We start from the raw sequence: 14301 nt of genomic DNA on the forward strand, positions 1-14301 counted from the left end.
TTCTGGTACCTCCAAGCCACAATTTGGTCCTACCTAACAACGCCGTAGGAGGACCCATGCCTGTCACCCCAGAGAAAACAATGACCGCGCCACCGTTGGACGTCCAACGGCAAGCGCCCCGCCGCGTGCTGCTGGCAGGCACCATCGGCAATACGTTGGAGTTCTACGACTTCATTGTTTATGGCGCGATCGCCGCCCTCGTCTTCGGTCCTCTGTTCTTCCCGGACGCCTCGCCCTTCGCTGGAACGCTGCTAGCCCTGTCGACGTTCGCCGCAGGTTTCCTCGCGCGCCCTGTGGGAGCGCTCATCTTCGGTGCGCTCGGCGACCGGATAGGGCGCAAACGCACGTTGACGCTGACTCTCATGCTGATGGGCGTCTCGACGGTGTTGATTGGGTGTCTTCCGACCTTCGATCAGGTCGGTGTGCTCGCGCCGCTGGCGCTCGTTATCCTGCGCATCATTCAGGGCGCCGCGATTGGCGGCGAGTGGGGCGGTGCCGTGATCTTCCTCGGAGAGCACGCCGGAACGGCGCGCCGCGGCCGAGCGACAAGCTTCGCGCAACTGGGATCGCCCGCCGGCACGCTGCTTGCCAACGCGGTTGTGCTGATCCTCATCAGCATGACCACGGACGAGCAGTTCCTTGCGTGGGGTTGGCGAATCCCATTCCTGCTCAGCGCGCTCCTGGTTGCAGTCGGCATCTACACCCGCTTAAAGGTGGAGGAGACGCCAGTGTTCAAGGCCATCAGCGACGAAGCGCGCCAGCACAAGATCCCCGTCGTTGATCTACTCCAATCCAGCTGGCGCAGACTACTGCTGGCACTGGGCATTACCGTCATCATCTTCGCCTCGTACTACACGTTCACAACCGTGGCACTCGCGCACCTCCGCCTGGCGGGGATGCCGTCGGAGGTCGGCCTCTACGGCACCGTGATCGGCTCGGCGATTGGCCTTCCCGTAATTCTCCTGGTCGGCCCGGCTTCCGACCGCTTCGGCAGGAAACCCGTCTTCCTCTCCTCCTTAGCGCTCATCGCAGTCCTCTCGCCGTTCTTCTTCACGATGCTCGACTCAGGGAACTTCGCCGCCGGCGTGACCGCTGTGGCTCTCGGCATGATCGCCTGGTGCGTCGGATACGGCGTTTACGGCGCGTGGCTCACTGAGTTGTTCCCCGCTCGAGTCAGGTACACCGGCGTCTCGCTGTCGTACCAGGTGATCGGAGCACTCGCAGGAACCCTGCCGGTCATCGCGCTCGGACTGTCTGGGGAAGGGACCAACACGACACCAATCATGCTGATCCTTCTGGGCGCAGTGCTCGTCTCGCTCGTTGCTGCCGTCATCGCCCCAGAGACAAGCGGGCGGAAGGTACTCGCCAAGCAATCGCAGGATGCCTCCATTGGGGGTGCCGCATGAGCATCGAGTCCACGAAGTCCCCCGCCGGCATACATTACTTGCGCGCCGGTGACGGGGAGGCGGTACTGCTCCTTCACGGTTGGCCACAGACTAGTCACTGTTGGCGCCGCGTCATCCCCGCGCTGCAAGAAAGCCACACAGTCGTTGCTCCGGACCTGCGAGGTTTGGGACAGAGTAAGGACCCGGGCACGGGATACGACAAGCGTTCCATCGCAAACGATCTGGTCTCGTTCATGCAAGACGACCTCGGCATCGAGCGCTTCCACGTGGTCGGCCACGACTGGGGCGGCGTCGTCGCTTACTTGCTCGCCGCATATCATCCAGAGGCGGTGGCGACCCTGGCCGTCGTGGACGTGGCGGTGCCGAGCGCGGCCGTACCGCTCATGAGCCAAGGTGGGCGCCGATGGCACCACCCGTTCCACCAGACCCCTGAGTTGCCAGAAGCGCTCGTCACCGGTCGTGAGTCCGTCTACCTTGGCTGGTTCTTTGACAATTATGGCGCGACCCCGGCCGCGATCTGCGAGGAAGATCGCGCAGAATACGTGCGCTGGTACCGCGACCCCAGCGTCCTCCGAGCTGGCTTCGGATATTACCGCGCCTTCGAGCAAGATAGGGCCGATGCCTCAGCAGCCCCGCCGATTTCGATGCCCGTGCTCGCAGTCGGAGGTGCCGGTGGGTGGGGGCGCGCCCACGAGGTCGCCGACTCGCTACGTCCGCTCGTCGATGGCGAAGTGCATGAACACATCTGTCAAAAAGCGGGCCATTGGATCCCGGAAGAGCAGCCCGCTGAGCTCGCGGAGGTGGTCATGAAGCACTTCGGCCGCACATCGTCCAAGGCGCATGTGCGCAGCTGATCAGTGGCATCGCCTACCTCGCCGATTCGGCGCCGTAGATTCACCCCCTGCTGACGTCCTCGAGGTCGTCGGCAGGGGTGAAAGGGCTAGACCGCCGCGCGAAACAGTACGGCCGCGCGGTCGAGAGCATCTGGAATATCCGCCTCGGCGGTGACCGAGGACCCTCGTCCGTTCAGCATCCGGCTCGTTCGTTCAGCGTCCCCGAATCGGGTTAGGCCGACGGTCAGCATTCTGTCCAACATGCGAAACAGATCGCGCCCACGCCCACTCGGTCTTCCGCCTAGTGTCGCATTCGACGCCGGACCCGCGGTGGGGTCTGCATAGCCAGTGCCATGACCCGTGCAGACGTATGCACAGTTGACGCTACCGTCGACTCATGGTTGCTCGACGCGCATGAAGTTTTACCGGGTCTGTCAAAATAGCGCGTGGAGACGATGGAACTGTCTGGGTGGCCCTCACCGACTTTCGGACGGGATCTGCTCCCGACATCCGGCTCTTCCTCAACGAAGGTGCGCTGATCAAGAACCCCAACAACGCGTGGACGACCGATGTGGGAGCCAGTCATGAACTCGCGGGTTCGGCTCGGCTCCACTCGGACAGCACGGCACGGAGAGGCAACGTTTTGTGCGGACTTCTCTCTCGAACCACGACCTGCAGGTGGCACGTACTGGAGACGCGCGCTGAGCTGAGCCTGCCCCTTAATGAGTGCCGTTCAGGGTCCGGCCCTCGGGCATATCCTCCTCGGAGACGGTCGTCCAGCGATACCGCTCGGCCTCCAAGGCTCATCTATCTCGGCAAAGGCTCAAATTGATCGTCTCCTGACAACACCTGTGGATAATCCGCGCGCCGAGGCGCGGCTGTGGATAGCGTGTCCCCATGCGGTGGGAGAACCTCTTCGACGACCTTGAGAGCCAGCTCGAGCAGGGGCTCAGCGCCGAGGAAGTCGACCTCCGCGCCGAGGAGGAGCGGCTGCGGCTCGGCCGGCTCGTCCTGCGCGACCGGCTTATCGCGCTGCACGCGGTGGGATCCGACATCCAGTTGGTGCTCGCCAACGACCGCCACCTTGTGATCCGGCCCATTGCGTTTGGCCGCGACTGGATGTCTGGCACGCTCGTTGAGCAGACCCGGCGTCACCCGCAGTGCATTCTGCCGATCGCGGCGATCGCCGCGCTCATCCTGCCCCGCGACCTGGTGGCTGCGAGCATCGAGATGACAGGCTCAGCCGATGACCGCACGCCGAAACTGTCGGAACGGCTGGGGCTGCCGTTCGTGCTGCGCGACCTGTGCCGGCGGCGCAGCAGCGTGCAGATCACCACCAGGCTGGCTGCCCATCACGGCACGATCGACCGGGTGGGCCGCGACCACCTCGACCTGGCGGTGCACGCGACGAATGACGCCCGGCGGGAATCCGCGGTCACCCAGTACCGGGTGGTGCCGTTCGACCAGGTGCTATTGCTGCAGATGTGAGCCGCCGGGCGGCTGACGGTCGAACAGCTCGGGCAGGTCGGTGAACTCGGCCTGATTCCACAGGCTGATCCGGCGGGCCTCTTCGTATTGGGCCTCGATGAACGACTCCAACACGTTGCGCTCCACCCGCCACGGCCCGGACGCCCCGACCCGGATTGCCGCCAGCTCGCCAGACCGCACCAGCGCGAACGCCTCATCGACGGTCACGTTCAACACCTCGGCGGTGTCGGCGATCGAGAGAAAGCGGCCGAGCGCGTCGGCAGGGGTCTCGTTCATGCCCCGATTATGCGCCAGTGACGGCTGCTGCGGAGAAGACGGATGCCGCCTGTGGATAACTTCCTCGCGCTGTCGCGATCTTCAGCACTATGGGTGCAGAACACTCACCGTGACCTCCGGTGCCGAGGGAGACAGGGAATGGCCAGAACACCCACGCCGCGCGATGTGCGTCCGCGATCGTTCTGGCTCGATCCCCGGTTCGGGATCGGGCTGCTGCTGGTCGCCGGGTCGGTGGTGGGTGTGGTCAGCATCGTGGCGGCGAGCGACAGCACGGTTCAGGTTTACGCGGCGCGCTCGGCGCTCAGCCCTGGGCAGCACATCGACGCCGACGACCTGGTGTCGCACAGCGTGCGGCTGGGTGAGGCGCAGTCGCGCTACATCGGCTTCGACGATCTGCCCGCGGATGGCCTGGTGCTCACCCGGGCGGTGGCAGCCGGCGAACTGCTTCCGCTCGCGGCGGTCGGCGCGCAGGCCGGTGCCCGGCTCGCCGCGGTCGTGATCGAGGTGACACAGCCGCTCAGCAACGCGATCGAGGCCGGCGTCGGCGTGGATTTGTGGGCGGCGCGCATCGGCGAATCCGGCGCGTTCGAGGCTCCCGCGGTGCTTGTCGGGGGAGCGCTCGTGGTGGCGGTGGTCGAAGACGACGGCATCGTCGGCGGCGGGAACGGGTCATCCGTCGAAGTGCTGGTGCCGCGGGACCGGCTCGCCAGCGTGCTCGAAGTAATCGCGAACGACGCGGCGTTATCGCTCGTGCCGGTCGGCATCCCGGTGAGGGGCTGACCGTGGCCACGCTGGCGTTCGCGGTGCCGCTGGCTCTGGAAGACCGCCTGGCCGATCAGTGCCGGCGTTACGGGCATGCCATCGTCGCCCGCTGCGACTCCGCCGACGAGCTGGCGGTGGTGATTGCCGACCGCCGCGCGCAGGCGGCGGTGGTCGCGGCATCCGCCCGCTATCTCACCGCCCGATTGCTGGCCGAGGCCGACTCGGCCGGAGTGCGACTGATCGCGCTCGCCGAATCGGAAGCGGAACGGCGCCACGCTGCGGCCCTCGGCCTGTATGAAGTGCTGCCGGCCGAGAGCGACTGGGCCGAGGTGGAGCAGGTGCTGACCGGGCATGCGGTCGAGGTGCAGCCGGCTCCCGTCACCCGGTCGCCGGGACGGGGAACCGTGCTGGCGGTGTGGGGTCCGGCGGGAGCGCCGGGGCGCACCAGCATCGCCATCGCCCTCGCCGCGGAGATCGCGGCGGCCGGATATGCGGTGGCGCTCGCCGATGTCGACACCTACAGCGGCACGATCGCGCCCGCGCTCGGCCTGCTCGACGAGTCTCCCGGTTTCGCCGCGGCCTGCCGGCTGGCCGGAGCGGACGCGCTCACCGGGCAGGAACTCGACCGGATCGCGCAGCACTACCGGTCGCGGCACGGCGGTTTTCGGGTGCTCACCGGGATCGGCCGGCCAGACCGGTGGCCCGAGCTGTCGGCATCCCGTGTCGCCGCCGTATTGACCGCCCTGCGGGACTGGGTCGACTACGTCGTGGTCGACACCGGGTTCAGCCTCGAGCACGATGAAGAGGTGTCGAGCGACCTGTTCGCCCCACGCCGCAACGCCGCGACGGTGAGCGCCCTGCGCGAGGCCGACCACGTGATCGCCGTCGGCGCGGCCGACCCGGTCGGGCTGTCCCGGTTTCTGCGCGCGCACGTCGACCTGCTCGAGACCGTGTCGACGCATCGGGTCAGCGTGGTGATGAACCGGGTGCGCTCCAGCGCGATCGGGCTAGACCCGGCCGGCCAGGTCGCCCAGACGCTGTACCGGTTCGGCGGGATCTCGGCGCCCGCGCTGATTCCCTACGACCGGGCCGCGTTCGACGCCGCGCTGCTCGGCGGCGTCACATTGACGGATGTCGCGGGCAAGTCAGCTGCGCGGATCGCCGTCCGAACGCTCGTGACATCCAGCGTGCTGCCGCGGCCCGCCAGTGCGAAGCCGAAACGGTCGCTGCGGAAGGTGGGAAACCCGGCACGGGTCACCGGTTAGCCTTGAGACGTGTCGACCCTCAGTGATCTTGTCCAGGCGCACGGGCGCTCCACCGAAGCCGATATCGAGTGGCTGCATCTGCTCGTCGGCGACTGGCAGTTGCTCGCCGACCTCGCCTTCGCCGACATCGTGCTGTGGGTGCCCACCGCCGACGACAGTTTCGTCGCCGTGGCGCATGCCCGGCCCTCCAGCGCCGCGACGCTGTTCTACCGCGACTTTGTCGGCCAGCGCATCAAGCCGGAGTGGAACCAGCAGGTCACCGAGGCGTTCAACAGCGCGAAGATCGTGGACACCGCGGCGCCCGACTGGTACGAGGAGACCCCGACCAGGGTGCGCGCGGTACCGGTGCTGCGCCGGCTCACGCCGAGCGGCAAGGAGACCACCGAGCATCCGATCGCCGTGATCACCCGGCACACCAACCTGAGCGAGGCGCGCACGCCGAGCCGTCAGGAGCTCACCTTCAACGAGTGCGCCAACGACCTGTTCAAGATGATCGCGGCCGGCGACTTCCCCGACCTGGCGGCGCCCAGCGGACCGCGCCGCGGTGCCCCGCGCGCATCCGACGGTCTGATCCAGCTCGACGTCGACGGGATGGTCACCTTCGCCAGCCCGAACGGCCTGTCCGCGTTCAACCGGATGGGCTTCGCCGGTGAGTTGGAGGGCGAGTCGCTCGCCGAGGTCACCACCCAGTTGCTGAGCGGCAAACTCATCGTCGACGAATCGCTGCCGCTGGTCGTCACCGGCCGGGCGCCGTGGCGCACCGACATCGAGGCCCGCGGGGTAACCGTGTCACTGCGCGCGATCCCGATCCGCAACCGCGGGGAGCGGGTCGGCGCCATCGTGCTCTGCCGCGACGTGACCGAGGTGCGGCACCAGGAACGCGAACTCATCACCAAGGACGCCACGATCCGGGAGATCCACCACCGGGTCAAGAACAACCTGCAGACCGTGGCGTCGTTGCTGCGCATCCAGGGCCGGCGCGCCCACAGCGACGAGGCGCGCGAATCGCTGAACCAGGCCATGCGCCGGGTTGGCGCCATCGCCGTCGTGCACGACACCCTGTCTGAGGGACTGAATCAGGATGTCGACTTCGACGTGGTGTTCGACCGGGTGCTGCTGCTCGTGGCCGAGGTGGCCGCGAGTCACAACACCACGGTGCATCCGAAATCCACCGGCGGATTCGGGACCCTGCCCAGCGAATACGCCACCCCGTTGGCGTTGGCGCTGACCGAACTGGTGACCAACGCGGTCGAGCACGGCCTCGCCGGCCGTGAGGGCAACGTGGAGATTCAGGCCAGCCGCACCACCGACCGGTTGGTGGTCAAGGTGATCGACGATGGGGTCGGCCTGCCGGAGGGCAAGGTCGGCTCGGGCCTCGGCACACAGATTGTGCGCACCCTGATCCAGGGTGAGCTGAGCGGAACGATCGACTGGCACACCCTCGAGGGTGAGGGCACCGAGGTCACGATCGACGTGCCGCTGCACTACCTCAGGAAGAAGAAGTAGAAAGTGGAAAACAGAAGCGGCCCGGCGATGTGATCGCCGGGCCGCTTCGCTGCGTTGTCTAGGAGCGCGAGTTCTAGGAAGCGCGGCGTGCGCGAGCGGCACGTCGCTTGAGCGCGCGGCGCTCGTCTTCGCTCAGCCCGCCCCACACACCGGAGTCCTGGTTGGTCTCGAGTGCATACTGCAGGCATAGTTCGGTGACGGAGCACCGTCCGCACACGGATTTTGCCTTCTCGATCTGGTCTACAGCAGGACCGGTATTACCGACCGGGAAGAACAGCTCGGGGTCTGCGGTGAGACAGGCGGCTTTGTCGCGCCAATCCATGGGTACTCCTTTGGGGCATCGCGAAAAATCTCAGGTCAAGAGGACCTGAGATTCTGAGGGGAGAGGATAGTTAGGGTTATGCCCACCGCGTTGTAGGCCTCAAATCAACCTCAGATAGGTTCTCATAAGGGCAACGCCAAATCAATAGTTCTGTATGGGATATCTCTGTGAATCGCACTCGGCCGTCATCTTCCGTCTACCTGCTGGTAATACTCCTGTTCGCTGAGTGTGTTTTACTGGCCGGCTCTGCCATCTTCCTTTTGATTGAGTTGCTGGTCGATCGGCCGACCTCGTATGCGAGCGCGGTCGCCCTCCTGGTGATCACGGCCCTCGCGGCCGTCTGGCTCGGGGTCATCGCCGTGAACGCGTGGCGGCAGCGTCCGTGGATCCGCGGAGCGGCCGTGGTCTGGCAGGTTCTGCAGATCGCGGTGGCCATCGGCAGCTTCCAGGGCCCCGAACCCCGCCCGGACATCGGCTGGGCGCTGCTCGCGCCGGCGGTGCTCGTGCTCGTACTGTTGTTCTCGCCCGGTGTGATCCGGTCGACCACGCGCCCGCCGCGAGAGGATTGAGCATGCAGCCCACCAGTGAGGCCCAGTACACCGCGGCGCAGACCGGCGGGCTGCCACCGCTGGAATCAGTGCGCGATGGCGTGTGGGCGCTCGGCGTAGACCTGCCGAACGAGCATGTGCCGTACACACTCAGCTACCTGGTGCGTGATTCCGGCGGCGGAATTCACCTCATCGATCCCGGCATGGACTCCGACGAGAACTGGCAGTCACTGCTGGCGGCGCTCGCCGAGATCGGCCATGCACCGGATGACGTCGCCTCCGTCGTGGTGACTCACCTGCACCACGATCACCTCGGCATGGCCGAGCGGATCCGGCGCGCCACCGCGGCGCCGGTGGCCCTGCACCGGCTGGACCAGCTCGCGCTGGACGCGGGGGAGCGAAACGTGCCGCCGCCGCTGGCCGCGTGGCAGGTTCCGGATGACCGGCGGGCCGAGCTTGAGGCGTCGGCAGCGGCCGCGGCGGCACAGTCAGCCGGGCCGCCGTTTACCGCCGACCAGCGGCTGGAGCACGACGACATCCTGAATGTCCCGGGCCGCAGCCTGCGGGTGTTATGGACGCCAGGGCATACCAACGGGCACATCTGTCTGGTCGACGACGCCGCGCGTCTGGTCTTCACCGGCGACCACGTGCTGCCGACGATATACCCGGGCGTCGGCCTGGGTGGCCCGACCGAGGGCAACCCGCTCGCCGACTACCTCGACTCGCTCGCGGCGCTTGGTGGTGCGGGCGACGACATCCGCAGCAGTGCAAGCGTCCGCGACATCCGCGACTATGAAGCCCTGCCTGGGCACGGATATCGCTTCAGCGGTCTGGGCGAGCGCGTCGACGACATCCTGAGCCACCATCGGCGCCGCACGGATGAGGTCGCCGCGGCGCTCGAGACCCTGGCTAACCCGAGCGTGTGGAGCATCGCGGCGTCGCTCACCTGGTCGGCCGGCTGGGTGAACCTGTCAGGCTTCATGCTGCGATCCGCGCTCGCGCAGACCGCGATGCACGTGGACCTGGTCAGTCAGCGCTCGGCCGTCTGAGGGCGGCCGCGGAGGCGGCGGGCGACCTCAGGCCGCGTCGATCCCGAGCCGCTTGCGCAGCATCGCCACGTGCCCGGTGGCCTTCACGTTGTACAGGGCCTGTTCGATCGTGCCCTGCCCGTCGATGACGAAGGTGGAACGGATCACGCCGTCGATGATCTTGCCGTAGAGCGACTTCGGTCCCCAGGTGGCATAGGCGTGGTGCACCGCGAGGTCTTCGTCGCTGAGCAGCGGAAAGTTCAGGTGTTCCTTGTTTTCGAACTGCTTCTGCTTGGCAGCGTTGTCCTTGGAGATGCCGAGTACCTGGTAGCCGGCTCCCGCCAGGGAGTTGAGGCTGTCGCGGAAGTCGCACGCCTGCGTGGTGCACCCCGGCGTCATCGCGGCCGGGTAGAAGTAGACGATGACCTTCCGACCCGCGTAGTCGGACAGCGACACCGAGTTGCCGTCCTGATCGATGAGCGTGAACGCGGGGGCGGTGTCGCCGGGTGCGAGGCGGTTGTCAGTCATGGTCTCCAGCCTATTGCCGGGCGGATGGGGGACCGTGCCTGCTGACCGGCGCCTCGCGGACGCGCGTCGCGATGCGCGCCGACCGGCGGGTGCCTAGACTCGCCACTGGCGGCGCGGCTCGCGCCGCGGTTTCGCGCGGCAAGGGAGCGGCATGCAGATCGAGGGAATCAGCGCGGTCGTCACCGGCGCCGCATCGGGGCTCGGGGCCGCCACTGCCCGCGCGCTGGCCGGGCGCGGGGCATCCGTCATCGGCCTCGACCTGCCGGCGGCCATCGAGCGGGCAGGAGCGATGCCTCCGGGAGTCCGGTACGTCGCCGCGGATGTCGCAAGCGCCGACGAGGTCGCCCGAGCCCTCGACACGCTCGACCCGGACGGCCCGCCGCTTCGGCTGGCCGTGAACTGCGCCGGGGTCGCCCCGGCCGCCCGACTGGTGTCCTCGCGCGGTGTCCATGACCTCGACTTGTTCCGGCGTGCCATCGAGGTGAATCTGATCGGCACCTTCAACGTGATGCGGCTCGCCGCCGCCGTGATGGCCGACCGTGACCCCGATGCCGACGGCCAGCGCGGCGTCATCATTAACACGGCGTCGATCGCGGCGTTCGACGGCCAGATCGGCCAAGTGGCCTACGCCGCGTCGAAGGGCGGAGTGGTCGCGATGACGCTTCCCGCTGCGCGCGACCTCGCCCGGTCCGGCATCCGGGTCAACACCATCGCGCCCGGCATCGTCGACACGCCGATGCTCGCCGGGCTCGGCGAGGAGACCCGCGAGGCGTTGGCTCGCGACATCCCATTCCCGGCAAGGCTTGCGCACCCAGACGAGTACGCGCAACTCGTGCTCATGATCGCCGAACATGACTACCTCAACGGCGAGACGATTCGAATGGATGCTGCCCTGCGCATGCCGCCCCAGTGACCGTCCGGCGGCACGACAACCGTGCGGATTTGTCGAGGTTCATGGTGGGGTGCTATCGTTTCTTCTCGGTCAACTTCGGTTGCCAACGCACCTCTAGCTCAATTGGCAGAGCAACTGACTCTTAATCAGTGGGTTCCGGGTTCAAGTCCCGGGGGGTGCACTAAAGCCCCGAATCTCTCGCCAGATTCGGGGTTTTTTCATTACTGGGGGCCACCCTCGAATCCGCCGAATCTGATGGCCGCGGTGAGCACGCGGGGGTCGGGCCAGTCCTCGCAGTATTGATATCGATAGGCGAGCTGCACGACGCCTCCGTGTCCGATCACGAACTCTCCCGGGAGCTGCCAAGGGCTGTCCACCGTGGCCCGCGACGTGCCGTGCCGTGAAGCCGCCAGCGACTCACCTGCAGCCGGATCGCAGCGAAGGAACTCATCCGGCGAATCGAAAAGTATCTGCGCACTCGTTCCCTCAAGCAGATCGAATGAGCGGTATGAGGCACGATCAGGGTCACACAGGATGGGGCAGGGAATGCCGGTGCGATCCCGGTACTCTGCGGCCCGGGCCGGCTCACCTTGGCCGATCACGACGACCGACGCACCAGCATCGAGGTACTGGTCGTACTCGGCTGTGAGCCGGGCGGCCCGGTCGAGCCCGCAACTGCATCCGAAGTGACGCCAGAACAGGAGGAGCGCCGGGCTCTGCTCCCAAAATGTTGCCAGGTGCACCGACTCGCCCGTGTGATCTAGCAGTTCCAAGTCCGGTGCGGGATCGCCTAGCTGCAGGGGCACTCGGTCCCACCGGAGCCGCTCAGGGCCACGATGCCAGGCGTCGAGCCATTCCCTCTCGGCCGCTTCGATTTGCTCCTCGACAGTGCTCATCATGCCGCCTCCCAGTGAGCGAGCGTAGGGAAAACGCTATTCCACTGCGCCGCGGGATTCCAGTGGTCGATGCCAGCGCCGCGCTGCAGAGCAGAATCGCCTCGTGAACATCCGACGTGGCGTGGGCGGCGGGGGTTGCCGCCGATCCGCGCAGTACCGAGCAGTATGTGCATGATGCGATCACCGAGTTGCTGCGGATCGGCACAGCCGTTGATCCGGCGAAGCCAATCCTGGGTTCCCGGGTCCCGGCGGTGCGGGTGCTGGTGACCGCCGACGCGTTGGAGAAGCGCACCGGGCACGGCCGGCTCGAGGGCGCTGATCTTCCGGTGTCGATCGAAACGATCGAGCGGATCGCCTGCACGCAGGGCACCATCCCGATCGTGTTCGATGACGACGGGCAGGTGCTGAACCTGGGACGAGAGCAGCGCCTGTTCAGCCGGAAGCAACGGATCGCCCTGGCCGCCCGCGACGGCGGCTGCATGGACCCGGCCTGCGACCGGCCCGCCTCGTGGACCGAGGCGCACCACATCCGACATTGGGCTCGCGATCACGGTGACACCGACATCGTCGAGGGCATCCTGCTCTGCCGCTACCACCACCTGCTGGTACATAACAATCACTGGGAGATCGTCTACCGGGACGGCAGCTATTCGCTGATCCCGCCACCGGATGTCGACCCGGAACAGACACCACGCCGGATGCGGTCCAAGAGCAGCGCCCTGCACGACCTCACCCCGACGCGGACCGGCGCCGCACGGAGGAGGAGACTGCCAAACCGGACCGCGCGACAGGATGAAGCCCGACGACTGTTGTCTCAGGAACCGCTCCTTCTACCGCCTCGGGTCATCAGGGCCGTCTTCGGGAGCGACCGCGGTCTCGGCGACCGGGGTCGGCGCCTCGAAGACCTCAGCCTCCATCGCGTCGTAGCCCTCCGTCTGCGGGTCCCCATGCAGTCCGCCGCTCATCGCGTATTCCTCTTCGGGGGAGAGCACCAGTTGTTTACGCCCGTACACAGCGAACCCAACCAGGATCACCACGTACACCACCACAATCGCGATGATCGCCGGCTGGAATGTGGCGTTCAACAGGAATCCCAGAAAGATCAGCGCAGCGATCACCGCGGCGATCGCTGCCCCGGGGATGCCCCAGGGGCTGCGGTACGGGCGGTTTGCGTTCGGGAAGCGCACGCGCAGAATGATGAACGACACCATCTGCAGCAGGTAGGCGAGCACCGCTCCCCAGACGGCGATGTTCAGGACGATCGCACCCGCGACCGCTCCGACGCCTGCCGCGTCAACCCGGCTCAGGATGTCCAGCACGACCAGCGCGATGAACCCGATGACCGCTCCGATCACCAGAGCGATCCACGGGGTGCGCCGCTTGCCGGTGAGCGAGAAGAACTTGGGGTAGTAGCCGGCGCGCGACAGCGAGTACATGTTGCGCCCGTAGGCGAACATGATGCCCTGCAACGATGCCAGCAGCCCGATCAAGGCGAACAGGGCGAGCACCGCCGCGGCCCCGTCGCCAACGATGGCCCGGAAGCCGTCGAGCAACGGTTCAAGCGACACCGCGGCGGCCTGGGCCCCGATCACGCCGGTGTTGAGAAACAGCACAAGCAGGCCGGTGACGATCAGGGTGCCCCGCGCCCAGAACCCGGCGCGAGGGATGTCCCGTACAGGGTCGTGCGATTCCTCGGCAGCCAGAGGCAACTCCTCGATGCCGAGGAAGAACCACATGGCGAACGGCAGCGCGAACAGGATCGGCAGCACGCCGTGCGGCAGGAACGCCGACTGCCCGGGGTCTGGCTCGATGTTGAACAGACTGTCCCAGTTGAACGCGCCGGAGAACAGCGCCATCAGCGAGAAGACGACCAGGATGCCGATGGAGATGATCGACACCACGATGGCGAACCGGAACGAGATGTGCGCGCCGGCGGCGTTCAGGAGGATGAATGCGGCGTAGAGCACCAACCACCAAATCCACATGTTGTCGGCGAGGGTGAAGCCCAGCAGCTCACTGGTGATGCCGTCGGCGTACTGGGCCGAGAAGAACACAATCACTGCCGTGGTCGCCACGTACTCGATAGTCTCGGCGAGGCCCGTGACCAGGCCGCCCCACGGGCCCATCGCCGAGCGGGCGAACGAGTACGCCCCGCCGGTGTGCGGCATCGCTGCCGCCATCTCGCCGATCGAGAAGATCATGCCGTAATACATCGCGACGAGGATCGCGAACGCGATCAGCATGCCGCCGAACCCGGCGAAGTCGATGCCGAAGTTCCAGCCGGAGAAGTCGCCGGAGATGACCGCGGCCACGGCGAGTCCCCAGAGGCCCCAGATGCCCGCCGAGCGCTGCAGCTTGCGCCGCTCGAAGTACTGTTCGCCGGCGCGCTGGTATGTGACACCCGCGACCCTCTTCTGCTCTGTCATTTCGGACCTCCCGGATGGAGCCAATACCTATGGAGCCAATACATTCAGTGCACAGTGGCGGGCGCGTTATGCGCCAGATAATCGACAGTGTTGCGTTTATTGGTAGGTTCTGTCTACCTTTACGT

14 protein-coding genes, 1 tRNA gene and 1 pseudogene are annotated in these 14301 nt (G+C 66.6%); 11 read left to right on the top strand and 5 right to left on the bottom strand.

The window, feature by feature from the left end; all coding sequences use genetic code 11:
* The first annotated feature begins 56 nt into the window (after positions 1-56).
* From HCT51_RS02710 to HCT51_RS02720, 3 genes are all read left to right on the top strand, one after another.
* A complete protein-coding gene (locus HCT51_RS02710) occupies positions 57-1406 on the top strand; it encodes an MFS transporter (RefSeq protein ID WP_166879065.1) in 1350 nt (449 codons plus the stop codon).
* Positions 1403-2260, top strand: a complete 858-nt coding sequence (locus HCT51_RS02715; RefSeq protein ID WP_166879062.1) for an alpha/beta fold hydrolase — start codon at positions 1403-1405, stop codon at positions 2258-2260. The genes HCT51_RS02710 and HCT51_RS02715 overlap by 4 nt, the downstream gene beginning before the upstream one ends.
* 876 nt (positions 2261-3136) lie before the next feature.
* A complete protein-coding gene (locus HCT51_RS02720; RefSeq protein WP_166879060.1) occupies positions 3137-3727 on the top strand; it encodes a hypothetical protein in 591 nt (196 codons plus the stop codon).
* Here the strand turns inward: HCT51_RS02720 and HCT51_RS02725 are convergent.
* Positions 3710-4003 (bottom strand): helix-turn-helix domain-containing protein, encoded by a 294-nt coding sequence (locus HCT51_RS02725; RefSeq protein ID WP_166879056.1) that lies wholly within the window; start codon positions 4001-4003, stop codon positions 3710-3712. The two genes, HCT51_RS02720 and HCT51_RS02725, sit on opposite strands and share 18 nt — an antisense overlap.
* Positions 4004-4141: 138 nt before the next feature.
* Between HCT51_RS02725 and HCT51_RS02730 the strand changes: the two genes are divergently transcribed.
* The 3 genes from HCT51_RS02730 to HCT51_RS02740 are packed head-to-tail and all read left to right on the top strand — an operon-like array spanning position 4142 to position 7536.
* Complete coding sequence (locus tag HCT51_RS02730) at positions 4142-4783, top strand: SAF domain-containing protein (protein WP_166879053.1); 642 nt, start codon at positions 4142-4144, stop codon at positions 4781-4783.
* Between the two features lie 2 nt (positions 4784-4785).
* Positions 4786-6030: a CpaE/TadZ family protein gene (locus tag HCT51_RS02735; protein WP_191413734.1), complete on the top strand. Its 1245-nt coding sequence runs from the start codon at positions 4786-4788 to the stop codon at positions 6028-6030.
* Between the two features lie 9 nt (positions 6031-6039).
* A complete protein-coding gene (locus HCT51_RS02740; RefSeq protein ID WP_166879050.1) occupies positions 6040-7536 on the top strand; it encodes a sensor histidine kinase in 1497 nt (498 codons plus the stop codon).
* Positions 7537-7609: 73 nt separating this feature from the next.
* Here the strand turns inward: HCT51_RS02740 and HCT51_RS02745 are convergent, their stop codons facing one another.
* A complete protein-coding gene (locus tag HCT51_RS02745) occupies positions 7610-7858 on the bottom strand; it encodes a WhiB family transcriptional regulator (protein ID WP_166879047.1) in 249 nt (82 codons plus the stop codon).
* A 260-nt stretch (positions 7859-8118) separates the two neighbouring features.
* On the opposite strand from HCT51_RS02745, the gene HCT51_RS02750 reads away from it, so the two are divergent.
* Together HCT51_RS02750 and HCT51_RS02755 are read left to right on the top strand one after the other, a co-directional pair.
* On the top strand, positions 8119-8427 hold the full coding sequence (locus HCT51_RS02750; RefSeq protein WP_224760632.1) for a hypothetical protein: 309 nt from the start codon (positions 8119-8121) through the stop codon (positions 8425-8427).
* Positions 8428-8429: 2 nt separating this feature from the next.
* Positions 8430-9455 (top strand): MBL fold metallo-hydrolase, encoded by a 1026-nt coding sequence (locus tag HCT51_RS02755; RefSeq protein WP_166879042.1) that lies wholly within the window; start codon positions 8430-8432, stop codon positions 9453-9455.
* 27 nt (positions 9456-9482) lie between these two features.
* Here the strand turns inward: HCT51_RS02755 and bcp are convergent, their stop codons facing one another.
* A complete protein-coding gene (gene bcp / locus HCT51_RS02760) occupies positions 9483-9962 on the bottom strand; it encodes a thioredoxin-dependent thiol peroxidase (protein WP_166879039.1) in 480 nt (159 codons plus the stop codon).
* 151 nt (positions 9963-10113) lie between these two features.
* Between bcp and HCT51_RS02765 the strand changes: the two genes are divergently transcribed.
* Both HCT51_RS02765 and HCT51_RS02770 read left to right on the top strand, forming a co-directional pair.
* On the top strand, positions 10114-10875 hold the full coding sequence (locus HCT51_RS02765; protein WP_166879034.1) for an SDR family oxidoreductase: 762 nt from the start codon (positions 10114-10116) through the stop codon (positions 10873-10875).
* Positions 10876-10962: 87 nt separating this feature from the next.
* Positions 10963-11035, top strand: a tRNA-Lys gene (locus HCT51_RS02770).
* 40 nt (positions 11036-11075) lie between these two features.
* Here HCT51_RS02770 and HCT51_RS02775 read toward each other — a convergent pair.
* On the bottom strand, positions 11076-11753 hold the full coding sequence (locus tag HCT51_RS02775) for a peroxiredoxin-like family protein (protein ID WP_166879032.1): 678 nt from the start codon (positions 11751-11753) through the stop codon (positions 11076-11078).
* Positions 11754-11917: 164 nt separating this feature from the next.
* On the opposite strand from HCT51_RS02775, the pseudogene HCT51_RS18920 reads away from it, so the two are divergent.
* A pseudogene (locus HCT51_RS18920) lies at positions 11918-12160 on the top strand (hypothetical protein); the annotation flags it as partial.
* 420 nt (positions 12161-12580) lie between these two features.
* Here the strand turns inward: HCT51_RS18920 and HCT51_RS02785 are convergent.
* Positions 12581-14176, bottom strand: coding sequence for an amino acid permease (locus HCT51_RS02785; protein ID WP_166879029.1), 1596 nt, complete (start codon positions 14174-14176; stop codon positions 12581-12583).
* Positions 14177-14301 lie beyond the last annotated feature (125 nt).

Origin of the sequence: Salinibacterium sp. ZJ450 (genome assembly GCF_011751885.2) — a bacterium.
Lineage (GTDB): Bacteria > Actinomycetota > Actinomycetes > Actinomycetales > Microbacteriaceae > Ruicaihuangia.

Coding starts and splice junctions, on each gene's coding strand:
- bcp (WP_166879039.1), bottom strand. CDS start 9,962: ATGACTGACAACCGCCTCGCACCCGGCGACACCGCCCCCGCGTTCACG.
- HCT51_RS02725 (WP_166879056.1), bottom strand. CDS start 4,003: ATGAACGAGACCCCTGCCGACGCGCTCGGCCGCTTTCTCTCGATCGCC.
- HCT51_RS02785 (WP_166879029.1), bottom strand. CDS start 14,176: ATGACAGAGCAGAAGAGGGTCGCGGGTGTCACATACCAGCGCGCCGGC.
- HCT51_RS02755 (WP_166879042.1), top strand. CDS start 8,430: ATGCAGCCCACCAGTGAGGCCCAGTACACCGCGGCGCAGACCGGCGGG.
- HCT51_RS02745 (WP_166879047.1), bottom strand. CDS start 7,858: ATGGATTGGCGCGACAAAGCCGCCTGTCTCACCGCAGACCCCGAGCTG.
- HCT51_RS02730 (WP_166879053.1), top strand. CDS start 4,142: ATGGCCAGAACACCCACGCCGCGCGATGTGCGTCCGCGATCGTTCTGG.
- HCT51_RS02720 (WP_166879060.1), top strand. CDS start 3,137: ATGCGGTGGGAGAACCTCTTCGACGACCTTGAGAGCCAGCTCGAGCAG.
- HCT51_RS02765 (WP_166879034.1), top strand. CDS start 10,114: ATGCAGATCGAGGGAATCAGCGCGGTCGTCACCGGCGCCGCATCGGGG.
- HCT51_RS02775 (WP_166879032.1), bottom strand. CDS start 11,753: ATGATGAGCACTGTCGAGGAGCAAATCGAAGCGGCCGAGAGGGAATGG.
- HCT51_RS02710 (WP_166879065.1), top strand. CDS start 57: ATGCCTGTCACCCCAGAGAAAACAATGACCGCGCCACCGTTGGACGTC.
- HCT51_RS02715 (WP_166879062.1), top strand. CDS start 1,403: ATGAGCATCGAGTCCACGAAGTCCCCCGCCGGCATACATTACTTGCGC.